This is a genomic window from Nannocystis exedens (genome assembly GCF_002343915.1).
In the GTDB taxonomy this organism is placed as follows: Bacteria; Myxococcota_A; Polyangia; order Nannocystales; family Nannocystaceae; genus Nannocystis; species Nannocystis exedens.
On record NZ_NETK01000001.1, the window covers coordinates 819,493 to 841,415 of the forward strand.

A 21,923-nucleotide genomic window follows, 5' to 3' on the forward strand; every position below is an offset into this window, starting at 1 on the left:
GACGGGCCGCGATGGCCCGCTGCCTGCAGCTGCTGGCCGCCTCGCGCTCGCCCTCGTCCTCTACCCCCGCGTCCACTTCGCCGCCTTGGGCTGGCTCGTGGTCGACGCGCCGGCGCCGTCGCTGCAAGGCGACCTCAGGGCTGGGCCATCCTCGTCGGTCGCCAGGCCTGGCGTTTGGGACATGTCCTTTCGAACCCCTGGCCTGATCCGGCTTTTCGCCGGCTCACGCCAGCAGGTCGGCCGCGACCGCGTCGTGCCAGTACCAGCGGCCCGGCGCGATCCGCAAGATCCGTCCCTCCTCGATCCACTCGAGGTTCCCGCGCGCCACTTGCCGGCGGGTGCGTTGCTCGATCCACGCGCGCGTCACCGCCGGGAAGCGGCGCAAATACGCCGCCACGTCGAGCCCCCGGAGGTCGCGCAGGCCCGTCCACAGCCCCTCGGTCGCGGCCGCCTCGGGCGTCAGGCGCTCGGCCTCGGCCGGCGTGCTCGGGTCCTTCAGCCACGTCGGCAGGCCGCGCACGTTGCCCCGGCGCAGCACCGACCCGTCGGCGAAGTAGCGGGCCGAGTGGGCCGACGGCCCGAGCCCGAGGTAGTCCTGCCATGTCCAGTACAGCAGGTTGTGCCGCGCCTCCGCGCCGGCGCGCGCGTAGCTGGCGACCTCGTAGTGCAGCAACCCCGCCGCCGTCAGCGCCTGCTCGGCGGCGGCCAGCATGTCGGCCTGGTGGTCGCTGTCGGGCAGGCGTCGCTTGCCGCGGCGGACCAGCGTCGGCCACGGCGTGTCCGCCTCGATCGTCAGCGCGTACACCGACACGTGCTCCGCCCCCGCCGCCGTCAGCCGCGCGACGTCGGCGCGCACCCCCGCGTCCGTCTGCCCCGGCCAGCCGACGATCAGGTCGGCGCTGACGCGCAGCCCGGCCGCCGCCGCCGCCGCGATCGACGCCAGCGCCTCGGCCGGCGAGTGGACCCGCCCGAGCGTGCGCAGCCCCTCCGCCTCGGTGCTCTGCGTCCCGAGCGACACCCGCGTGCCGCCGATCGCCCGCACCGCCGCGTACAGCGCCGCGTCGCCGTGCTCGGGGTTCACCTCGACCGTGAACTCGCTCGCGCCGGCCCCCGGGAACCGGCGCGCCAGCCACTCGCCGAGGCTGGCCAGGCCGGCCGGTCCGAGCAGGCTCGGCGTCCCGCCGCCGAGGTACACCGTCGACCATGTCGCATCGGACATGTCTTGAGCGCCATGTTCTTCGCCGCCTGTCCAATCCGCCAGCTCTGCCGCGCGCCCGCTCGCCTCGCGCGCGAGCCCGGCGAGGAACGCCTCCGTGTCCGGCGCGCGCCCGACCTGGAAGTCGAAGTCGCAGTACGGGCAGGCCCGGGCGCAGAACGGCACGTGAATGTAGATCCCGCGCATCTACGGCCACCTGCCCGCGAGAGGACCTGCCGCCCCGACCGCCGACCCGGGCCGGCACGGGCGTCCAACCTTTTCACCGGCCCGCGAGGTCGCCAGCGGACTGAACCGAAGTACGTCCACGATCGGCGCCCGACATCCCTTCCGTCGCGCGCCCCAGGCGAGCGCCAGACCCCCAGGCTTCGCGCCCCGCGAGTCGCGCCGCCCTGCGCCTGCCCGGCGGCCTCGGCAGCGCCCCTGCCCCGAGCGCCATGCCCGAACCGACACGCCCCTGCGCACCGCCCTCGCGCCCGCCCCGTGCCCTCGGTGACGTCTCTGCCCCTTGCGACATGCCCGAACCGACATGCCCGAGCGAACATGCCCGAGCGGACATGCCCCGGACGACCTGCGCGAACGGCCTGCCCGGCGGTCGCCTCGCGAGTTACACGTCGGAGACGAGCGCGGCGAAGTCGGCGCCGTGGGGGACATCGTCGTAGAGCTCGACGCCGCCGTCCGAGCGGAAGCGGGCGGCCACGCCGCGCCACCACCAGTGGGGCAGCGACTCGAGGTCGATGCCGGCCGAGCGGAGCAGGCCGGCCTGGGCCTCGACGGTCTCGAGGCTGGACGGGTGGAACGGCTGGCCGAGGCCGCGCATCTGCAGGCCGAGGCGGCGGGACGAGCGGAGCGGGGTCGCCTCCTCGAGCCACTCTTGCGCCGACACGAAGGCGCGGCGGGCGATGCCGATGTCGGGGAACTCGAAGATGTGGCCGTGGACCACCAGCTCCTCGCCGAGCAGCACCGCCAGGCGGGCCGAGTACATCGACAGCAGCTGCTCGTAGACCGCCAGCGAGCTGCCCATGCGCGACACCGCGTCGGTGCGGACCAGGGCCACCACCTCTTCGGCGCTGGCGTAGGCGAACGACACGTTGTGCGACTGCAGCAGGCCGATGCCGGCGCGCACGGTGAGGCGGGCGAGCTCGGAGTCGAGGGGGTCGTTGGCGCGCGCGCGCATCTCGAGCAGGCGGGCCACGCCCTCGGGGCGCGGCGCGAATTGCATCACCAGACGGAACCCGGGCATCGGCTCGTGATCGCCGAGCACGCGGAAGGCGGAGAACTTACCCCAGGTGTGATTGCCTTGGACCTCGACGCTGTGCATCGGCTTACTCGTCTCGCCCGTCGCCCGCTTCTTGTGTCGCTGCTGTCTAGGGCCTGTGCGGCCCGCCCCGCGCTACTTCATCGAGAACATCGTGTACGCGACGTAGCCGAGCCCGCCGAGCCCGAACAGCACGAGGATCCACGTGATGGCCGCGCTGCCTCGCTTGCTCTGCTCGGCCATGATGCCGTGCCCGAAGGTCGTGCTCGTCGCGCCCGGGTCGACCACCACCGGCACCGACGACGTCGAGGTCGCCGGGTTCGGCCTCGCCAGCGGCGAGCGGCCCGACGCCAGCGAGCGGTTGGCCCCGGTCGGCGGCCGGCGCGGGCCGGAGCCCATGCTCTGGGCGGCGCTCGGCGGCACCGTCTTGTGGCGCGCCGACTGGTTCTTGCGGGCCCGGCGGGCGCCCGCCACCGCGGCCGCCTCGGACGCCGCGCGCTGGCTGCGGGTCGTCGGCGCCGAGGAGCCGGTGGACGGCTTCTGCTGCGCCTGCGCCTGCTGCTGGGCCTGTTGCTGCTGCACCTGTTGCAGCCGCTGGGCCTCGGCGAGCACCGCGTCGAGGTTGCCGATCGTCATCGACTTCTTGCTGCGCGTGTCGGACTGCGCCGGCTTGGCCCAGTCGGGCGCGTCGTCCTTCTCGGGCTGCGTGTCGAGGCGGTCGAACTGGTCGAAGTCGAGGGCCTCGTCGGCGAGGTCGTCGTAGAGGTCGTCGTAGTTGACCTCGGCCGGCGCGCCCTCGCCGAACATCTCGGCCATGTAGTTCGAGATGATGCGCGGCGTGCTGCGGATGCCGGCCTCTTCCGTGAACCGCTCGAGGTCACGGAACATGTGGTCGCAGTTCTGGTAGCGCTCGGCCGGGTCGACCTCGAGCGCCTTCATGATGATCGCCTCGAGCGCCGGCGGGAACTCGGGGTCGACGAACGTCGGCGCCGGGATGTCGCCCTCGACGATGCGCTCGGCGACCTCCTCGGCGGCGCCGCGGAACAGTCGCCGGCCGAGGCACATCTCGTAGAGCACCACGCCGAGCGCGAAGATGTCGGCCCGCGCGTCGATCGGGTGGCCGAGCACCTGCTCCGGGGCCATGTAGGCCAGCTTGCCGGCGAACTGGCCCTCGCCGCCGCCCTGCACGCTCGCGCGGGTGGCCGCGATGCCGAAGTCGACGATCTTGCAGGTGCCGTCGTAGCCGACGTGGATGTTGGTCGGGTTGATGTCGCGGTGGCACAGCCCGAGCAGGCGCCCGCGATCGTCGGCCCTCGAATGGACGTAGTACAGCCCCTCGAGCGCCTGCATGATGATGCCGAGCGAGATCTGCAGCGGCAGGTGCAGCCCCGTCTTGGCCGACTTGCGCAGCACCGCCACCAGCTCCTGACCCTTCAGGAGCTCCATGGCGATGAAGTACTCGCCGCCGATCTCGCCGAGGTCGTAGGTGTGCACCACGTTCTGGTGCGTCAGCGTGGCGGCGACGCGGGCCTCGTCGAGGAACATCCGCACGACGTTCGGCCGCTCGGCGAACTCCTCGCGCAGCCGCTTGATCACCAGCTCCTTGGCGAACCCCTCGATGCCGGAGTACGTGGCGCGATAGATCTCGGCCATGCCGCCGGTAGCGATGTGCTCGACCAGCACATATTTGTCGCCGAAGGGCGTTGGCTCAATGTTGCTCAAGGCGGCCCCAGATTAACGGATCTGCGATCTGTCGCCAAGCCCCGGCGGCCCGCAGCGCCCGGTGGCGCGGCGTCGGCGATAAAGTCGCGGCCTTGCGGGTGAAATCCGCGGCGGCGCGCTTTGAGGCGGCGGACCGCGCGATGGGGACCTGCCCCTGCGCCCCGGCCGCAACCGGGATCGCGCGCGCCGTTGGTAGGCGAGTGCCCACCTGTCGGTGGCGACATTCGCCCGGGGGGTCGGTCTGCGGGCGCGTCAGTCCCGTTCGGGCTTCAGGTCGCGCTGCATCAGCGCCGCCACGGCCCGCCGCACGCTCATGCCCTCGTAGAGGATCGCGTGCATGATCTGGGTGATCGGCATCTCGACTTGCTCGCGCTGGGCCAGGCGATGAGCGCTGAGCGTGTTGTTGACGCCCTCGGCGACCATCCCCATCTCGTCGAGGATCTCCTGCAGCGCCCGACCCTGCCCGAGCGCCAGCCCGACCCTGCGATTGCGCGACAGGCCGCCGGTGCAGGTGAGCACGAGGTCGCCGAGCCCGGCCAGCCCCGACAGCGTGACGGGGTCGGCGCCGAGGGCGATGCACAGGCGACCGATCTCCGCCAGCCCGCGCGTGATCAGGGCCGCGCGCGCGTTCTGGCCCAGCCCGGCGCCGTCGCACACGCCGGCGGCCAGCGCGATCACGTTCTTGAACGCCCCGCCGAGCTCGACGCCGACGACGTCGTGGGTGACGTAGACCCGCAGCCCGTCGCCGTGCATCCACTGCTGGATCGCGGCGGCCGCCGCCGCGTCGGCGCTGGCGATCACCACCGCCGTCGGCAGCCCGCGCGCGACCTCGGCGGCGAAGCTCGGCCCGCCGAGCACCGCCATCCGCTCCGCATGTTCTTTGGGCAATGTCTCTTGGACCACGTCGGCCATGGTCCGCAGGCTGTCGATCTCGACCCCCTTGGCGGCCACCAGGTAGTACGGCCGCGGCGCCGCGCCGGCGAGCTCGGCCAGGGCGGCGCGGACCAGGTGGAGCGTGGCCCGGAGCCCGTGGCTGGGGATGGCGAGGATGACGAAGCCGGCGGCCGCGAGCGCGCGGCCGAGGTCGTGCTCGACCGCGAGGTTGTCGGGGAACGGGAACTCGGGCAGGTAGCGGGCGTTGACGCGGGCGGCCGCCATCGCCTCGTAGTGTTCGACGCTGCGGGTCCACAGCCGGACGGGCAGCCCGCGGCGGGCGCAGTGGAGGGCCAGCGCGGTGCCCCAACTGCCGGCGCCGAGCACGGCGACCGTCGGTGGCGGCGGGGACGCGGGAGCGTTCGTCATCGCCACTGGTTTTACACCTCGCCCGCGTCAGCGCGCGACCACCGGGAACGCCGCCCGCAGCTCCTCGGGCACGCGCGCCAGCGACTGGCCGGCGATCTTGACGAACACCCAGCGGGTCTCGGCGGTCGCCAGCACCGTCGCGTCGGCCGGTCGCACGATCTCGTAGCGGCGCAGCGAGTGGATCTTCCCCATCTCGGTCACCCACGTGCGGACGACCACGGCGTCGCCGAGGCGGGCCGGGCGGAGGTACTCGATCGCGTGCGCGCGCACCACCCACGTCGCTCCGAGCTCGCGGTAGCGCGCGAACGGCCAGCCGACCGCGACCGAGTGCGCCTTCGCGGCCGTCTGCGTCCAGGCCAGGTAGTGGAGGTTGTTGACGTGGTCGAGCTCGTCGATCTCGTCGGGCGTGACGGAGTGATGGTGATCGAACACGCCCGGGAGCGCCGCGAGGTCGGCCGTCATGCGGCGCGAGTAGAGCACGGCCGCCGGCCCGGGCGCGAGCCTCAGCGCGGCGCGTCGGCGGCCGGGCTCGGCGTCTGCGGGCCGAGCACCTGCAGCGTCGCGCGGTGCGAGGCGATCCCGCCGGGCACCCGCCGGATCGCGTCGACGTCGAACACCTTCTTCGCCGCCGGTCGCGGCCCCGCCTGCACCCCACCCACGGCGCGAAGGTAGCTGCACGGCCGGGGCGCGCGCAAGGTCGGCGGGTGGGGGTAGAGCGCCCTCGCCCGCGGCCGCGTGCTAGCGTCGGCCCCGACCTCGCCGCCGATGCTCCCGCCGCTGTACGGCCGCTGGATCTCCGACCTGCTCGGAGGGCCATTACCCGAAGAACAGGCCGCGACCTGCAGCGACTGCGTGCAGTGTCAGAGCCACGTGCCCGAGGGCTACCGGTTCGCCGACGCCACCAAGTGCTGCACCTACGTGCCGGCGCTGCCGAACTTCCTCGTCGGCGGCGGGCTGAGGGCCGGCTCGCTCGCCGGGCGCGAGCGGCTGCTGCGGCGCATGGCCGCGCAGCCCGGCAGCGTCAGCCCGCACGGGCTCGACGCCACCGAGGACGAGCGCGACCGCTACCGCGACATCCTCGCCGCCGAGCAGTTCGGCCGCGACCCGTCCCTGTTCTGCCCCTACTACCTCGCCGAGGCGGGCGGGCTGTGCGGCGTGTGGCGCCACCGCAACGGCATCTGCGCGACCTGGTACTGCAAGCACGACCGCGGCGCGCGCGGCCAGCGGTTCTGGCAGGCGCTCGAGGTGCTGCTCACCGCCGTCGAGCGCGAGCTCAGCCACTGGTGCGCCTGCACGATCCTGTTCGAGGAGACCCCGCCGGTCGACAGCGGCGAGGCCGCGTGGAGCTGGTGGTCGGGCCGCGAGGGCGAGTTCTTCCGCCGCGCCGCGGAGCTTGTCGAGGCGCTCACCTGGTCCGAAGTACAGGCGCTGATCGGGCCCGCGATCGAGGCCCAGGTCGGCGATCTCCTGGCCGCCCACGCCGCGCTCGCCGGGCCGCTGCCCGACGCGCTCCAGCTCGGCACGATCCGCGTCTCCCACCGCGGCGTCGAGCGCAGCCGCGTCGTCACCTACCTCGACACCGACGCGCTCGAGCTGCCGACCGCCCTCCTCGACCTCTTGCCGCGCTTCGACGGCCGCCCGACCGGCGCCGTCCTCGCCGAGCTGCGCGGCCTCGGCGTCGAGGTCTCCCCCGCCCTCCTGCGCCTGCTCGTCGACTTCGAGCTGCTGACCGACGCTGCCTGAACGTCCAGACATGCCTTGAAGGCCATGCCCATTCGGCCATGCTCGATGGCACATGCTCTCTCAAACATGTTTCCGGAGCCACGGCGTCACCGCCGCGGCCCCTGGCGGGGACGGGGCCGCCGGCCGGGGACCGGCGGCCCTTCGCGGTGGACCCCGCCACGAGCCGGCCGACGCCGCGCGGCCGCGGCCCCCGCGCGCCGCACAGCCCTGGTGACCGGCGCGCGCGGATCTGCTAGCCTGCGCGCGCCGTGACGCTGTCCCAGCGGACATCCTCGCTCGCCGCCCTCGCCGTGGTCCTCGCGTGCGGAGACGCCGAGGAGCCCGCGGCGCCCGTCGAGGCGTCCACCGACGCGGCAGCACCCGCCGCCGCCCCCGAGGAGCCCGCGCCGCCCGACCCTTTCGCCGCCGAGGGCATCGAGGCCGCGCGCCCGGGCCTGCGCTTCGGCTGGCCGGTCGAGAGCCCGCACATCACCTCGTACTTCGGCTGGCGCACCAACCCGATGACGGGCGTCGGCACCAAGCTGCACCGCGGCCTCGACCTGCGCGGCGGGATCGGCGACCTCATCCTCAGCATCGGCCCCGGCGTGGTCGCCTTCGCCGGTCAGGACCTGCTGCTCGGCAACCTCGTGATCGTCGACCACGGCCTCGGCGTCACCTCTTACTACGGGCACATGCACGACATCCTGGTCCACGCCGGCCTGCCCGTCGACCGCGGCACGGCCCTCGGCCTGGTCGGCAACACCGGCCGCAGCGAGGCCCCCCACCTCCACCTGACCGTCAAGATCGGCGCGCTCGCCGTCGACCCGCTGTGGCTGATCGGCGCCCCGCTGCACGGCTATCCCGGCCTGCCGGCCCTGGCCGAGGCCGACACCGACGTCGAGTACTAGCCCTTCGGACATGCCTTCGAGCGCATGCCCGTTCACCATGCCCGATGGGGCATGTCCTTGGCGTCATCTCGTCACCGGCCCGAGGCCCGCCCGCACGCGGCCGCGTCGCCGCCGCGAGCCGCCGCCTTTGCGGGCGGCGCGGGCCGTCGCCGGGGCTCCGCCGCTCACTCGCCGAACACGCGCACCAGCTCCATGTTCGCCGGGACATGCTCCTTGAGCCATGTCCCGACGCGCACCCGTGACGCCCGCCAGAACTCCGCCAGTGTCGTCCCCACCGCCGCGTCGAGCCCCTGGACCAGCGCCACGAACCCGCGGATCGCCGGCGCCAGGGTCGGCGCGCGCAGCGGGTCCGAGCCGTGGCGCGGCGCGATCGCCCCGATATCGAAGTTGCGGGTGCGGGCCAGCGCCGGCGCCACCGGGTCGCGCGGCTCGATCAGCAGGTACAGGTCGCCCTGTCCCGGCGCCGCCGCGCGCTCGCGCAGGTGGACGCACACGAACCCGAGCCGGTCGGGCCCCGCCTCGCCGAGCTCGCGCCCCTGGCCCTCGGCGCGGGCCGTCTGGCGCGCCGTCGCCTCGTCGCGCACCTCGTCGAGCGCCAGGTTCTGCACCAGCCCGCTCGTCAGCACCACGAACGCCTTCTGCGGCTTCAGCTCGGTGTCGCGGGTCAGCAAGATCCGCTTCGACTCCCAGAAGTAGTCCTCGCGGTACAGGTTCTGCTGGTAGTAGAAGCGGACCATCCGCAGCAGGTCGCCGAACATCTCGCGGTGGTGCGCCTGGTACTTCGCGCGCGCGCTCGCCTCGTCGGCGCCGTCCCGCAGCACCGCGATCGCCGTGCGACCCGCGTGCCACGCCGAGTGCATCGCCAGCAGCACGCCGGTGGACAGCACCGGGTCGATGAAGCCGGCGGCGTCGCCGATCTGGATCCACCCGGGACCTGTCACTTCGGACATGCGGTAGCTCCAGTCGCGCTCGTGGCGGACCGGCGTCGCCCGCGTCGCCGCCGGCCCGAGCACCGGGCCCAGCTCGCGCGCCGCCGCCAGCAGGGCGTCGAAGTCGCGGCGCGGCGCCCCGCGGGCCTCGCCGGCGTCGAGCTGCACCACCCCGACGCTCGCCTTGCCGCCGCCGATCGGGAAGAACCACCACCACTGCTCGGCCTCCGCCACAAACAGCGCCTGCTCGTGGCGCGGCGGCGGCACGCCGACGCAGCCGGTGAAGTGGGCCCACATCGCCTGGTGCCTCAGCCCCGCGATCTCCTCGCGGCGGCCCTTCGCGCGGCCGAGCAGCATCGACTGCCCGGTCGCGTCGATCACCAGCCGCGCCCGCGTCTCGTGCGACTGCCCCGCGCGCTCCCACGTCGCGCCGACCAGGCGCTCGCCGTCCCACGACAGCGTCCGCGCCACCGCCCGGTCGAGCACCGTCGCCCCCGCGCGCGTCGCCGCGGCGAACAGGATCGCGTCGAAGCGCGCGCGCTCGACCAGCCACGCGTGGTCGTAGGCGTCGCTGTCGTAGAACCACAGGTCCCAGCGCGGCGTCTTGCCCCACCCCCACAGCGTGCTGCCGGTCTTGCGCCCGAAGCCGGCCGCCTCGACCTCGGCGAGCGCGTCGATCTCGGCCAGGATCGGGATGATCCCCGGCAGCAAGCTCTCGCCCACGTGCGCCCGCGGGTGCGCGCCGGCCTCGAGCAGCAGCACGCGCAGCCCCGCCTTCGCCATCACCGCCGCCGCCGTGCTGCCCGCCGGCCCGCCGCCGATCACCAGCACGTCGACCGCGTCCGGCCCCGCGACCTCCGTCACGAGCGCCCCCTCGTGAGCGGCGCCCCTCTGACGTGCTTCTTCGGACATGCCCCTTCAGCCATGCTCTTTCGACCCTGGCTCCGGGGACATGCCCGAGCGCTCCTGCGGCGTCCCCGTCACCCGCCGGCCCTCGCCCCGCGGTACAGGAAGAAGCAGATCGCCAGCACCAGCGCCAGCGTCGCCAGCTCGCCGACCTCGCCGCCGAGCAGCGGCGGGGCCTTCTTCGGCACCAGGCCCGAGACCACCAGCCCGGCGACCAGCACCCCGGCGAGGCCCTCGCCGGCGACCACCCCGGCGGCCGCGAGGATCCCGGTGCGGGCCTCGCCCTCGGCCGGGCGGCCGCGCTCGGACAGCGCGCGCACGCAGCCGCCGATGAAGATCGGCAGCATCGACGCGATCGGCAGGTACACCCCGATCGCGAACGCCAGGCCCGACACCCCGCACAGCATCGCCGCGCCGGAGATCCCCGCCCCCGTGGCGACCAGGCCCCACGGCAGCTCGCCGCTGAGCACGCCCTCGATGATCGTCTTCATCAGGGTCGCCTGCGGCGCCGCCAGCTCCTTGCCGCCGAAGCCGTAGCTCGACAGCAGCAGCACCGTCCCGGCCACCACCCAGCAGGCGCACGCGGCCCCGATGAGCTGCCCGAGCTGCTGCCAGGCCGGCGTCGCGCCGACCAGGTAGCCGGTCTTCAGGTCCTGCGAGATGTCGCCGGCCTTCGACGTCGCCACCGCCACCACCGTCCCGACCGTCAGCACCGCCGCCCGCGCGCCGAGGTCGTCCCAGCCGAGCGCCGCGAACACGGCCGCGGTGCCGAGCAGCGTCACCAGCGTGATCCCCGACGTCGGCTGCGACGACACCCCGACGATGCCGACGATGCGGGCGGCCACCGCGACCGACAGCAGCCCGAACACCGCCACCCCGAGCGCGCACACCAGCCGGGCGACAAACCCCAGGTCGCCGGCGACGAGCCCGGGCACCAGCGCGACCGCGGCGATCACCACCGCGATCGCCGCGGCGATGAACCCGCCCGGCAGGTCGCGGTCGGTCGCCGCGCCGGCGGCCGCCTTCTCGCCTGTCTCTTTGCGCATGCCCCTTGCGACAGAGACGAACGCACCTGCCATCATGGGCATGTTCTTGAGGACAGTCAGGATCCCCGCCGTCGCCACCGCCCCCGCGCCGATGTAGCGGATGTACTGGCGCCAGATCTGCGACGCGTCCATCTGCGCGATCGTCAGCTCGCGCTCGGGGTAGAGCGGCCCCGGCAGGCCGGCGCCGATCCACGCGATCAGCGGGATCAGGGCCAGCGACGACACCACCGCGCCGGCCACCACCACCGCCGCCTGGCGGTAGCCGAGGATGAACCCGACGGCCAGGAGCGCCGGCGCGAACTCCAGCGCCACCTCGGCCTTGGGCAGGAGCGGCACCGCCGCGCCCGCCTCGCTCGGCACCGCGAACAGCAGCGCCACCAGCAGCTTCATGCCGGCGCCGACCGCCATGCCGCGGAAGATCCACGCGCTGCCGGACGCGCTGGTGGTCGTCGCCCGCAGCACCTCGGCGCAGGCGCGGCCCTCGGGGTACGGCAGCTCGCCGTGGCCGTCGACGATCAGCATGCGCCGCAGCGGGATCATCGCCGCCAGGCCGAGCACCCCGCCGAGCAGGGCCAGCAGCGCGATCTGCCAGAACGGCGGCGCGAGGCCCCACAGGAACAGCGCCGGGATGGTGAAGATCGTGCCGGTCGCCAGCGACGTCGACGCCGAGCCGATCGTCTGTGACAGGTTGGCCTCGAGCAGGCTGGCGCGCCCGCGCAGCAGCGCCACCGTCATCACCGACGCCGGGATCGACGCCGACACCGTCATGCCGACCTTGAGCCCGAGGTAGGCGTTGGCGGCCCCGAACACGACCCCGAGCGCGACCCCGGTGACGACCGCGCGGGCCGTGAACTCGCGCAGGGAGGGCTGGGGGCTCGTCGGGTCGGTCACGGCGGGCCTTCAGCAATACCAGAGGTCCCGACGCCGGCGAAGGCCGCCCCGCCGATCTCGCCGACGCTCAAGCATGGGGGCGAAGCGCCTGGTCCGGCGCATCGGACCGCGGGTGCGGGTGACGCAGCGTCCCGCCGTCGGCGAGCGCGAACCGGCCGGCACGCCGCGGGTCGGGGCCGAAGTCCCTCCGTGCGTCGGCCTCGTCGAGGCCGCGGAGCGCCTCGTCGTCGTCGCCCGGCCCGACGAGGCCGCGTGCTCCGTCCGGCTCACAGGCCCGAGAAGAAGCTGCGCGGGTCCTCGCCGCGGCGGTCGCGGGCCCAGCGGAGCCGCTGGCGGCGCCACGGCGTCAGGTCGATCCGCTGCGGCGCCCGCCAGTGGCCCTCGTGGGCCCGCTGCAGCAGCGGCGCGATCGCCAGCGGGTACTCGATCGGCGTCCGGCAGACCCACGCGACGCCTGTCCCGAAGGCCAGGCGGAGCTCCCACAGCGCCGCCGCCCGCCGCGACTCGCCGAGCCACGGCGCCGGCTCGTCGACGCGGACGCACAGCCCGCGCAGGCGGTCGCGCAGCAGCAGCGGCGCCCCCGGCCAGACCTCGAAGATCCCCGCCTGCGTCGTCGCCAGCAGGCGGTACAGCGGCGTCGGCGGGATCCCCGGCACCCGGCCCGTCGCCGCCCGCCACGCCCACGTGTCGCCCGGCGCCGCCCCCGGCGGCTCCGCGTCGCACAGCGCCCAGTCGATCCGCGCGGCCGACAGCGCCTCGTGGCCGCTGTCGAGCGTCGTGTGCACCCCCACCTCGCGGTCCCACCGCGCGAGCAGCGGCGCCGCCCGGCGGGCCCCGTCGCGCCCGCCGAACACCCGCTCGCCGAGCTCGTCGAGCGCCGCCGACAGCCGCGCCCGGCCCATGTCCTCGGGGACAGGCCCGCTCACCCGCGCCTCCCGGCGAGCGCTCGTCCGACCTTTGAGACAGACACCTCGCCCCGCTCGCCGAAGCGCGACCCCCCGACCGTCGCCCGGGCGCTTCGGTCGCCGTTCGGCCGCCGGACAAGCACCCTGCTGGCAGATCCCCGGCGGATCGTCCTCGCCGCCCACCCGGCTGCGGGGCCCTCGGTCCCGCCCTCACCTGCCCCTCGGGACATGTCCCTTCACCCCTGCCCGTCGCGCCCTGCCCTTGCGAACATGTCCTGGCGGACCTGTCCGCCCGGACTCACTCCGCGCGCTCGCGGCGGAGGCGGCGGACCTGGGCGACGAAGCCGGCCAGCAGGTCGGTGGCGTCGTTGGGGCCGGGGCCGGCCTCGGGGTGGTACTGGACCGAGCCGATCGGGCGCCCGCGGACGCGCAGGCCGGCGCAGGTCCTGTCGAACAGGTTGAGGTGGGTGAGCGCCGCGCCGGCGCCGAGCGACGCCGGGTCGACGGCGAAGCCGTGGTTCTGCGACGTGATCGCGACCTTCTTGTCGTCCTCGTTGCGGACCGGGTGGTTGCCGCCGTGGTGGCCGAACTTCATCTTGAAGGTCCGACCGCCGAGCGCGAGCGCCAGCAGCTGGTGGCCGAGGCACACCCCGAACACGGGCGGCAGCCCCTGCGCGGCCAACAGGCTGCGCAGCTCGGCGATCACCGCCGTCGCCGCGGCCGGGTCGCCGGGCCCGTTGCTGAGCAGGATCCCGTCGGGCCGCATCGCCAGCACCGCGCTCGCCGGCGTGCTCGCCGGCACCACCGTCACCCGCGCCCCGGCGTCGCGCAGGCGCCGGAGGATGCTGAGCTTGATCCCGTAGTCCCACGCCACCACGTGGACGTCGGCCGGCGGCGCCGCGCGGTCCCAGCTCGGCTGGTCCCACGCGTACGGCGTCGCGGTCGTCACCCGGCCGGTCAGATCCTGGCCCTCCATCGACGGCGCCGAGCGGGCCAGCGCCAGCAGCTCCTCGACGTCGTCGTGCTCGCTCGACAGCGCCGCCATCACCGCGCCGCGGTCGCGCAGGTGGCGGGTCAGCGCCCGCGTGTCGACCTCGGCCAGCCCCGGCAGGCCCTTGCGCGCCAGATAGCTGCCGAGGTCCTCCTGCGCCCGCCAGTTCGAGACCACCGGCGACAGCGAGCGGACGACGAGGCCCGCGCAGCCGTGCGCGCGCGACTCCTCGTCGTCCGGGTTGACGCCGACGTTGCCGACCTCGGAGACCGTGAGGCACACCAGCTGGCCGGTGTACGACGGGTCGGTGACGATCTCCTGGTAGCCCGTCATCGACGTGTTGAACACCACCTCGCCGACCACGGTGGTCGCGGCGCCGAAGCCGAGCCCGCGGAACACCCGGCCGTCGGCCAGGACCAGCGCGCCTGGGCGCGCGGCGGGCCCGGCGGCGGCGAGCGGGCGGGCGGCGAGGTCGGGACGGGCTGTTGCTTGGGTCATGGTCCTCCAGACATGTTCTTCAGAGCAGCTCGACCCCGCAGGCGCGCGCCAGCACGGCCATGCGGACCGCCACGCCGAGGGTGACCTGGCGGAGGATCCGGCTGTGCGGGCCGTCGGCGACCGCGTCGGCGATCTCGACGCCGCGGTTGATCGGCCCCGGGTGCATCACGATCGCGCCGGGTGCGAGCAGGCGCAGACGCGCGGGCGTCAGCCCCCAGGCCGCGTGATAGCTCGCCGCGTCCGGGATCGCCACGTCGGCCCCGAGCCGCTCGCGCTGGATCCGCAGCATCACCGCCACGTCGGCCCCGGCCAGCGCCTCGTCGAGGCTCGGCGCGACGGTCGCTCCCAGGCGCGCGGCCAGCTCGGGCGGGGCCAAATCGCCGGGCCCCGCGACCACGCACTGGGCCCCGAGGGTGCGGAACAACTGCAGGTCCGAGTGCGCGACCCGGCCGTGGCGGACGTCGCCGCAGACCGCCACGCGCAGGCCGGTCATCGCCCCCTGCGCCGGGGCGCGGCCGAACGCCTCGAGGATCGTCAGCGCGTCGAGCAGGGCCTGCGTCGGGTGCTCGTTGACGCCGTCGCCGGCGTTGACGACGCGGGCGCGCATGACCTCGGTCCAGGCGCGCGGGACCCCGTCGCGGCGGTCGCGGACGACGACCGCGTCGAAGCCCATGGCGTCGAGGTTCTGCAGCGCGTCGCGCTCGCTCTCCCCCTTGCTCGCCGAGCTGGCGGCGTCCTGCACGAAGTGGACGACCTCGGCGCCGAGCCGGCGCGCCGCGACCTCGAAGCTGAGGCGGGTGCGCGTGCTCGGCTCGGAGAACACGCTCAAGATCTGGGCCCCGCGGAGGATCGGCAGCTCGCGGGCCCCGGTGCCCTCGGCGAGCGGCAGGACGCGGGTGGCTGCGGCGAGTACGGCGCAGGCCTCGGCCGGCGACAGGTCGGCGATCTCGCACAGGTCGCGGCCGGGACGACGACCCCGCCGCGTCGCCGCGCCCCCGTCGCCGCTGTCGCCCGCGCGGTGCATCCTTCTACCTGGCGCGGAGGGATAGCGCCGGCCTGCGCGTCGCGTCAACCCGCGCACCCCCTCGCGCCCGGACCGCGGCGGTGCCCTGGCTCACCTGCCTGTCACTCCTGGTACCCTGCGACGAGGGCCCCATGGACCGCGAACCCACCGTCACCAGCGCCGCCGTCCTTCTCATCGGCAACGAGCTCCTCAGCGGCAAGATCCGCGACCAGAACGGCCACGAGCTGGCGAAGATGATGCGCCGGCGAGGGATCCGCCTGGTCGAGATGTGCACCGTCGAGGACGACCTCGGCGCGATCGGCGAGGCGCTCCTCCGCTTGCTCGCCCGCGTGCCGTTGGTGTTCACCAGCGGCGGCGTCGGCCCCACCCACGACGACGTGACGATGGAGGCGATCGCGCGGGCCATCGGCCGCCCGCTGCGACGCGACCCGGACATGGAGCGGACCCTGCGCGCGCACTTCGGCGAGCGGATCACCGAGGCCGCGCTGAAGATGGCCGACCTGCCGGAGGGCACCGCGCTGACGGCCGCCCGCGGCTGGCCGGTGATGCGGATCGACCTGCCCGCCGGTGCGCAGGACGGTGCGCGGCGGATCTACGTGCTGCCGGGCATCCCGGAGCTGTGCCGGGCCAAGATCGAGGCGCTCGAGAAGATCCCCGGCGAGCTGCCTGACGCCGGTGGTTGGGCGCTGGAGACCCTGCACACGGAGATGGACGAGTCCGACCTGGCGGCCAGCTTGAACCGGGTCGTGGCCGACTATCCGGACGTCGAGATCGGGTCCTATCCGCGCTGGCTGAGCGGCGACGACGGGCGGCTGCGCTGCGTCGTGCGCGTGACCTTTGAGGCCATCGGCGCGCACGCCGGGCGAGCGGGCGACGCCCGGGACGCCCTCGCGCGGGCGCTCGGCGACGCCGCCGTCCTGACGGTCCCGCCGGACGGCGCGCTCTTGTGACCATCCCTCCGCCGAAAGTTCCGTGCTAGCTTCCCGGCCATGCGCCGCAGCCTGACCGCGCTCTTCTTCACCAGCGCATTGCTGGCCGTCTCTGGGTGCAGCCAGCCCAAGAAGGACCTGTTGGCGCTCCCCGCGGCGTACGACCCGCAGGGCGCCGACCTCACCTTTAACAAGAAGAACCTGGAGAGCTTCAACATGATGAAGCCCCAGGAGCGCGACGACTTCGTCAAGGCGCTGAAGGAGAAGCCGGGCAGCTTCCGCGGGCAGGCGGTCACGGAGGCGGGCAACGGCATCGCGGCGGGGGTCGAGGGCTCGGAGCACGGCGCCTGGGAGACCTTCGCCCACGTCACCGAGCCGGTGCTGTTCGAGATCACGATCGACTACCGGATCTTCTCGACCGAGGAGCTCGGCCGCCCGCTCGGTCGCAACCTCCCGATCTCCTTCACTGGCACGCTCGTCGACCTGCGCTACGACGCCGACGCGAAGCCGCGCAAGCTGACCATCCAGGTCAAGGCCGACGCGATGGAGCTGATCACCGACAAGACGACCCCCGCGAGCTGAGCGAGCCTCACTTGTTTGAATCAGTCGGCTCACCCCTGACCTGGGGCGCGTTCCTCGTCGGCATCCTCTTCCTGCTGGCGATCGACCTCGGGCTCTTCAACCGCAAGCCGCACCGCGTGTCGATGCGCGAGGCGCTGATGTGGTCCTGCATCTGGGTGCTGCTGAGCCTGGCCTTCAACGGCTGGGTCTGGCACGCCTACGGCTCCGAGAAGGCGCTCGAGTTCCTCAGCGCCTACCTCATCGAGAAGGCGCTCTCGGTCGACAACATCTTCGTGTTCATCGTGCTGTTCCGCTACATGCGGGTGCAGCAGGAGTACATGCACCGGATCCTGTTCGCCGGGATCCTCGGCGCGCTGATCCTGCGCGGCATCTTCATCGTCGCCGGCCTGGCGCTGATCGAGATGTTCACCTGGTCGCTGTACCTGTTCGGCGGCTTCCTCGTGTTCACCGGCCTGCGCCTGTTGTTCGTGCGCGAGGGCGGCGAGGACGAGGAGGGCCAGGACAACTGGGTCAAGCGCTGGGCCGAGCGCTACTTCCGCGTCACCAAGGAATTCCAGGGCCCGCGCTTCTTCGTCACCCGCGACGGCAAGCGCTACGTGACGACCCTGTTCGTCACCCTGCTGATGGTCGAGACCGCCGACGTCGTGTTCGCGCTCGACTCGATCCCCGCGATCTTCGGCATCAGCACCGACCCGTTCATCGTCTTCACCAGCAACGTGTGCGCCGTCATGGGCCTGCGGGCGATGTTCTTCCTGCTGGAGAACGTGATCGACCGCTTCTGGCTGCTCAAGTACGGCCTCGGTCTGGTGCTGTCGTTCGTCGGCGTCAAGATGCTGCTCGGCGTCGGCTACCCGCCGTACCTCGAGCCGTTCCACATCCCCGTCGGCGTCTCGCTCGCGACCGTGTCGGTCCTGATCGGCGGCGCCATCACCCTCAGCCTGCTGTTCCCGCCCAGCCACCCGGCCGAGCCGAACAAGTAGATGTTTCCAAAGACATGTCTGCAAGGACATGTCTTGAACGCCAGGCATCCGCGCGCGCCCGTCTGCGCCGTCCGCGTCCCGGGGGCGTAAGAGTACCCTGCGTCCTCGCTCCCGGACGCCAGGGTCGATGCGGTGCGCGCCGAACGTGCGGGGCGAGGACGCGTCGTCCGTCACGTCACGATGCGGCGGGCTCGAGTCACGCACGGAGTGCCGAGCTCGAGCGCGCCGAGCTCCGGGCGCTCCCACGCCGAACCGCTCGCTCGACATCATCCGCGCTCGCGCCCGGAACCCACGCGCCGCGCCACTGTCTGACCCGCCATGACGCCCGCCGCGCTCGCGCTCGTCCTCGCCCTCGCTCCCGCCGCGTCATCGACCGGCACGTCGGGACAGGTCTCTTGGGACAGCGCAGCGAAGGCCGCCCGGGCCGCGGTCGCGCGCGCCGGCCTGGCCGACCCGGGCGACCAGACCCTCGGCGAGCGGGCCGCCGCCGCCGGCCTGGGGCGGGCCGAGGTCGTACGTGTCCTCGAGGACATGTACGCCGCCTGCAGCGCCGCCCCCTGCCCCGCCCTGGCCCAGGAGCGCGCCACCGGCCTCCTCCTCGACGCCCTCGGCGAGATCGGCCTCCCGGCCGACGCGCCGATCCTCCTGCGCCTCGACGCGATCGGCATCTACCAGGCCGAGCGCGCCCTCGAGGCGATCCTCACCCGCGCCATGGCCGACGCGATCCCGAAGGCCCGCTGCGCCGCGCCGACCCCGGGCGAGGTCGCGGCGGCCCGCCTCGCCCTGGCCGACTTCGCCGTCCTCCGCCGCCGCGGCGGCGTCCTCGGCGGCGACGCCCCGACCCCCGCCGAGCTCGACGACCTCGTCTACTTCTTCGCCGCCGTCGCCGACGCCGGCCCGCTCGTCGGCGGCGCGGTCGAGGCCAGCCCCGGCAGCCCGCTGACCCCGGCCGCGCCCGACCCCGAGAACGACCGTCTCGCCGCCGCCGCGAGCGACGCCCGGGCCCGCGGCGACGTCGTCGGCCTCGTCCAGCACGGCCGCGCCTACCTCGCCCGGCTCGGCTTTCCCGGCCCGATCCAGGGCAGCGCCGAGAGCCACTGGGCGTGGGGCGGCGCCCGCTACTCCTACGTCTTCCGCGACCTCGCCCTCGGCGCCGAGCTGCTCGGCGACCCGACCCTGGCCGGCCGGCTCTACCGCCGCGCCGACCCCGGCGGCGGCATGTGCGGCACCAGCGTCTCCTACCGCTGGGCCGAGCAGGTCCGCGGCGCCATCCGCAGCGCCGAGCGGGCCGGCGACTGCCGCGTCGCCGTCCCCGAGCGGCTCCTCGACGTCGATGGCCCTCGGGACATGTACCCGCGGCCAGCCCCCGACAGCATGGACTACGGCCCCGCCCGCCTGGCCGCCGCCGGCTTCGACGTGGCCCGGCTGTACCGCGGCGCCCTCCTCACCGCCGGCCGCGACGCCGAGCCCGCGGTGCTGCGCGCCGCCCTCGAGCGGGCGCCCGAGCCGCTGCGCGCCGCCGCTCTGGCCCGCCTCGGTCGCCGCGGCCCCGAAGCCTGGGAGGCGCGCGTCCACGCGATCGAGGGCCTCGCCGACGTCAGCGGCCGCGCCGCGCTCGCCGAGCTCGAGCGCCGCCTGCCCGACCTGGCTGACGGCCCGCGCCAGCGCGCGCTCGCGGCGATCGGCGCCGTCGCCGATCGGCCTGCGTGGGACCCGTGCGACCCCGACGACCCCGGCATCTACTTCGGCAGCATCAGCAGCCAGTGGTCGCGCCACGTCACCGGCCTCGGCGGCAGCTGCGAGACCGTCCTGCGCCTCCACGAGGCGGAAACGCTGGCCCGCTCGCTCACCGCGTGGCTCGGCGCCGAGGACCCCGGGACGCGCGAGGCCGCCGCCGTCGCGCTCGGCAAGATCGGCCACCGCGCCGCGCTCCCGGCCCTGCGCGCCCGCCTGCGCGATCCCTACGCCCCCGACGGCCTGCAGAGCTGCGACGAGGCCCGCTGCCGCAAGTTCTTCCCGGTCCGCGACGCCGCCCGCGAGGCGATCGCCGCCATCACCGAGCGCAGCGCCCACGACGCCCGCTGGCGCCGCAACGACCGCCGGCGCTGAGCGCTCCGAACTCCAGGACCCATGAGGACATGCCCATGAGAGCATGCTCGCTCGACCATGTCCAAAAGACCGGGCCCGATCTCACGCTCGACGCCCGTCCGCGAGCACCCACCGGGCTGACCGCCGCGACCCGGAGCCCGCTGGGCGTCACCCCGCCGCGAGGCGCGGCATCATTCGGGCGACGCGCACAGCCCCGAGCGGTGGGCCCCCCGTACGAGCGGAGCTCCAGCTTCACGTCGCCGCGGGCCTGGTGCTTCGGCCTGCGCTCCGCCGCGACCACCTCCGCCGCACTTCTTCCTTCTCTCGGAAAAGACCTCACAGCCCCTCGAGGTGGGCCCGCTGGACGATCCGCGCGTCGAGCGTCACGTAGCCGCGGGGGCCGGCGCACAGGCGCACCGGGCTGAGGTCGACCAGCTCGAGGCGGCCCTCGCTGTCGGCGCTGGCGGCCCCGAAGTGGCGGACCAGCGCGTCGAGGCGGAGCAGCAGCCCGGCCAGCTCGCGCAGGCCCGGGTCCTCCTTGCGGCGCAGCGGCACCCCGGCGACGATCGCCTGGGCGAACAGCATCGCCTCGGCCGGGTCGAGCGGCGACAGGCGCAGCACCACCTCCTGGTGCCCCGCCAGCGCGCGGCCGAACAGCGCCGTCTCGCCGCTCTGCAGCGCCACCGCGCCGCAGTGGATCTCGAGCCCCTCGCCGATCTGCTCGGCCACCAGCACCCCGTCGAGGTGGGCCGTCGGCGCCCGCTCCTCGACGTTGCTGACGATCGTCGCGTAGGCCCGGCGGACCGCCGCCGACGTCGTCAAATCGAGCACCACCGCCCCGAGCTCCTGCTTGCGGCGGAGGTCGGGGCTGACCGCCTTGAGCACCACCGGGAACCCGATCTGCTCGGCGAACTGGGCCGCGCCGCTGGCCGAGCTGGCGACCGCCTGGCGCGTCACCTCGATGCCGAAGCCGCGCAGCACCACCTTGCTCTCGTGCTCCGACAGCGCCTGCCCGGCCGAGCGCAGCACCTCCTCCGCGCGGGCCAGCGCCGCCGGCTCGAGCGTCGGCGCCGCCTCGTCGGCGGCCGCGCGCACCAGCGCCTCTGCGCGCTCGCGGCGGAGCAGCGCGCGCTGGGCCAGGAACGCGTCGGTGGTCGCGTTCGCCGGCCCGCGCCGCCGCAGGCCCGGGTGCGGCGCCTCCATCCCGTGGTCGTCGCCCTGCAGCGGCAGCGCCCGCCGGGCCTGGCGCCACAGCGCCGCCGCCGACGCTGCCTCTTCGGACATGCCCTCAACGACATGTTCCTTCGGACCTGTCCCATGCGACATGCTCTCCGCGTCGAGCAGCAGCGCCAGCACCCCCGGGCTCGGGAACACCGGCCCGGTCAGGCGCTCGAGCGCGTGGGCGGCCGCCGCCTGGCCGAGCGACGGGTGGCGCGGCTGGTCGACGCGCGGGGCCTCGACCCCGAGCGGCACCACCACCTGGCGCGCCCCGGCCGTGCGGGCCCAGCGGGCCCAGCCGGCGTGCAGGCTCGCCGCCGGCACCATCCCCGCGGTGCGGCAGCCGGCCAGCTCGGGCGCCGCCAGCCACTCGGGCAGCCACCCCGGCGCCGGGCACAGCGACAGCCGCGGCCGCATCCCGGCCGCCTCGAACGCCGCCCGCAGCCCGGCGAGCGCCGCCGCGTCGGGCCCGACGATCACCAGCTCCCCGCCCTCGATCGCCAGCTCGGCCGCCGGCCCGAGCGTCCGCGAGGACAGCCCGACCGGCAGCTCCGGCCCCGTGATCACCAGCAGCGCCGGCGGCCGCTCGCGCAGCGCTCGCAACAGCGTCGGCGACGGCTCGCGCGCGACCACGACCGCCGCGCCCTGCTCGCGCACGCGGCGGGCCAGCGCCGCCTCGCCGAGCACCTCGCCGGGGCCGGCGAACGCCGCCCCGACGTCCTCGCCGACCAGCGCCTCGCCGGCCAGCAGCGCCCGCAGGGCGGACCTGGTCGATGAGGCAGCTCGCTCGACGGCGGTCACCAAGGCGCGC

At 74.5% G+C, this 21,923-nt stretch carries 18 protein-coding genes; 6 read left to right on the forward strand and 12 right to left on the reverse strand.

Annotated features, from left to right (window positions below; genetic code table 11):
• Window positions 1-223 precede the first annotated feature (223 nt).
• The 6 genes from NAEX_RS03085 to NAEX_RS49480 all read right to left on the reverse strand — a co-directional run bounded on the left by NAEX_RS03085 (window position 224) and on the right by NAEX_RS49480 (window position 6,154).
• Window positions 224-1,402 (reverse strand): coproporphyrinogen-III oxidase family protein, encoded by a 1,179-nt coding sequence (locus NAEX_RS03085; RefSeq protein ID WP_096326024.1) that lies wholly within the window; start codon window positions 1,400-1,402, stop codon window positions 224-226.
• A gap of 418 nt (window positions 1,403-1,820) precedes the next feature.
• Window positions 1,821-2,534: a hypothetical protein gene (locus NAEX_RS03090; RefSeq protein WP_096326025.1), complete on the reverse strand. Its 714-nt coding sequence runs from the start codon at window positions 2,532-2,534 to the stop codon at window positions 1,821-1,823.
• Window positions 2,535-2,606: 72 nt separating this feature from the next.
• A complete protein-coding gene (locus NAEX_RS03095) occupies window positions 2,607-4,193 on the reverse strand; it encodes a serine/threonine protein kinase (RefSeq protein WP_143140417.1) in 1,587 nt (528 codons plus the stop codon).
• A 252-nt stretch (window positions 4,194-4,445) separates the two neighbouring features.
• Window positions 4,446-5,495, reverse strand: coding sequence for an NAD(P)H-dependent glycerol-3-phosphate dehydrogenase (locus tag NAEX_RS03100; RefSeq protein ID WP_096326027.1), 1,050 nt, complete (start codon window positions 5,493-5,495; stop codon window positions 4,446-4,448).
• A gap of 27 nt (window positions 5,496-5,522) precedes the next feature.
• Window positions 5,523-5,957 (reverse strand): acyl-CoA thioesterase, encoded by a 435-nt coding sequence (locus NAEX_RS03105; protein WP_143140418.1) that lies wholly within the window; start codon window positions 5,955-5,957, stop codon window positions 5,523-5,525.
• Between the two features lie 41 nt (window positions 5,958-5,998).
• Window positions 5,999-6,154: a hypothetical protein gene (locus tag NAEX_RS49480; RefSeq protein ID WP_170135406.1), complete on the reverse strand. Its 156-nt coding sequence runs from the start codon at window positions 6,152-6,154 to the stop codon at window positions 5,999-6,001.
• Window positions 6,155-6,260: 106 nt separating this feature from the next.
• On the opposite strand from NAEX_RS49480, the gene NAEX_RS03110 reads away from it, so the two are divergent.
• Window positions 6,261-7,238: a hypothetical protein gene (locus tag NAEX_RS03110; RefSeq protein WP_096326029.1), complete on the forward strand. Its 978-nt coding sequence runs from the start codon at window positions 6,261-6,263 to the stop codon at window positions 7,236-7,238.
• 248 nt (window positions 7,239-7,486) lie between these two features.
• On the forward strand, window positions 7,487-8,125 hold the full coding sequence (locus NAEX_RS03115) for a M23 family metallopeptidase (protein WP_096326030.1): 639 nt from the start codon (window positions 7,487-7,489) through the stop codon (window positions 8,123-8,125).
• Between the two features lie 164 nt (window positions 8,126-8,289).
• Here the strand turns inward: NAEX_RS03115 and NAEX_RS03120 are convergent, their stop codons facing one another.
• The 5 genes from NAEX_RS03120 to NAEX_RS03140 form a co-directional block, all read right to left on the reverse strand.
• Window positions 8,290-9,918, reverse strand: coding sequence for an NAD(P)/FAD-dependent oxidoreductase (locus NAEX_RS03120; RefSeq protein WP_170135407.1), 1,629 nt, complete (start codon window positions 9,916-9,918; stop codon window positions 8,290-8,292).
• 116 nt (window positions 9,919-10,034) lie between these two features.
• The gene (locus NAEX_RS03125; protein ID WP_096326032.1) at window positions 10,035-11,897 is read right to left on the reverse strand and encodes an OPT family oligopeptide transporter; all 1,863 of its coding nucleotides are present in this window, start codon (window positions 11,895-11,897) and stop codon (window positions 10,035-10,037) included.
• A gap of 266 nt (window positions 11,898-12,163) precedes the next feature.
• Window positions 12,164-12,823: a hypothetical protein gene (locus tag NAEX_RS03130; protein ID WP_143140419.1), complete on the reverse strand. Its 660-nt coding sequence runs from the start codon at window positions 12,821-12,823 to the stop codon at window positions 12,164-12,166.
• Window positions 12,824-13,100: 277 nt separating this feature from the next.
• Window positions 13,101-14,291: a glutamine-hydrolyzing carbamoyl-phosphate synthase small subunit gene (carA, locus tag NAEX_RS03135; protein ID WP_096326034.1), complete on the reverse strand. Its 1,191-nt coding sequence runs from the start codon at window positions 14,289-14,291 to the stop codon at window positions 13,101-13,103.
• 19 nt (window positions 14,292-14,310) lie between these two features.
• Window positions 14,311-15,315, reverse strand: a complete 1,005-nt coding sequence (locus NAEX_RS03140; RefSeq protein WP_096326035.1) for an aspartate carbamoyltransferase catalytic subunit — start codon at window positions 15,313-15,315, stop codon at window positions 14,311-14,313.
• A 131-nt stretch (window positions 15,316-15,446) separates the two neighbouring features.
• On the opposite strand from NAEX_RS03140, the gene NAEX_RS03145 reads away from it, so the two are divergent.
• The 4 genes from NAEX_RS03145 to NAEX_RS03160 all read left to right on the forward strand — a co-directional run bounded on the left by NAEX_RS03145 (window position 15,447) and on the right by NAEX_RS03160 (window position 19,915).
• Window positions 15,447-16,265 (forward strand): competence/damage-inducible protein A, encoded by an 819-nt coding sequence (locus tag NAEX_RS03145; RefSeq protein ID WP_096326036.1) that lies wholly within the window; start codon window positions 15,447-15,449, stop codon window positions 16,263-16,265.
• Window positions 16,266-16,304: 39 nt separating this feature from the next.
• Window positions 16,305-16,826, forward strand: coding sequence for a hypothetical protein (locus NAEX_RS03150; RefSeq protein ID WP_096326037.1), 522 nt, complete (start codon window positions 16,305-16,307; stop codon window positions 16,824-16,826).
• 11 nt (window positions 16,827-16,837) lie between these two features.
• Window positions 16,838-17,806, forward strand: a complete 969-nt coding sequence (locus NAEX_RS03155) for a TerC family protein (protein ID WP_096326038.1) — start codon at window positions 16,838-16,840, stop codon at window positions 17,804-17,806.
• Between the two features lie 318 nt (window positions 17,807-18,124).
• Window positions 18,125-19,915: a HEAT repeat domain-containing protein gene (locus tag NAEX_RS03160; protein ID WP_096326039.1), complete on the forward strand. Its 1,791-nt coding sequence runs from the start codon at window positions 18,125-18,127 to the stop codon at window positions 19,913-19,915.
• Window positions 19,916-20,230: 315 nt separating this feature from the next.
• Here NAEX_RS03160 and NAEX_RS03165 read toward each other — a convergent pair whose 3' ends face one another.
• Window positions 20,231-21,913 carry an acetate--CoA ligase family protein gene (locus NAEX_RS03165; protein WP_100792877.1) on the reverse strand — a complete coding sequence of 561 codons (1,683 nt, stop codon included), beginning with the start codon at window positions 21,911-21,913 and terminating at the stop codon, window positions 20,231-20,233.
• Window positions 21,914-21,923: the final 10 nt, after the last annotated feature.

Bases quoted from the DNA above. Each gene is read 5' to 3' on its own strand.
- NAEX_RS03085 (WP_096326024.1), bottom strand. From the start codon at position 1,402: ATGCGCGGGATCTACATTCACGTGCCGTTCTGCGCCCGGGCCTGCCCG.
- NAEX_RS03090 (WP_096326025.1), bottom strand. From the start codon at position 2,534: ATGCACAGCGTCGAGGTCCAAGGCAATCACACCTGGGGTAAGTTCTCC.
- NAEX_RS03100 (WP_096326027.1), bottom strand. From the start codon at position 5,495: ATGACGAACGCTCCCGCGTCCCCGCCGCCACCGACGGTCGCCGTGCTC.
- NAEX_RS03105 (WP_143140418.1), bottom strand. From the start codon at position 5,957: ATGACGGCCGACCTCGCGGCGCTCCCGGGCGTGTTCGATCACCATCAC.
- NAEX_RS03110 (WP_096326029.1), top strand. From the start codon at position 6,261: ATGCTCCCGCCGCTGTACGGCCGCTGGATCTCCGACCTGCTCGGAGGG.
- carA (WP_096326034.1), bottom strand. From the start codon at position 14,291: ATGACCCAAGCAACAGCCCGTCCCGACCTCGCCGCCCGCCCGCTCGCC.
- NAEX_RS03140 (WP_096326035.1), bottom strand. From the start codon at position 15,315: ATGCACCGCGCGGGCGACAGCGGCGACGGGGGCGCGGCGACGCGGCGG.
- NAEX_RS03145 (WP_096326036.1), top strand. From the start codon at position 15,447: ATGGACCGCGAACCCACCGTCACCAGCGCCGCCGTCCTTCTCATCGGC.
- NAEX_RS03150 (WP_096326037.1), top strand. From the start codon at position 16,305: ATGCGCCGCAGCCTGACCGCGCTCTTCTTCACCAGCGCATTGCTGGCC.
- NAEX_RS03160 (WP_096326039.1), top strand. From the start codon at position 18,125: ATGACGCCCGCCGCGCTCGCGCTCGTCCTCGCCCTCGCTCCCGCCGCG.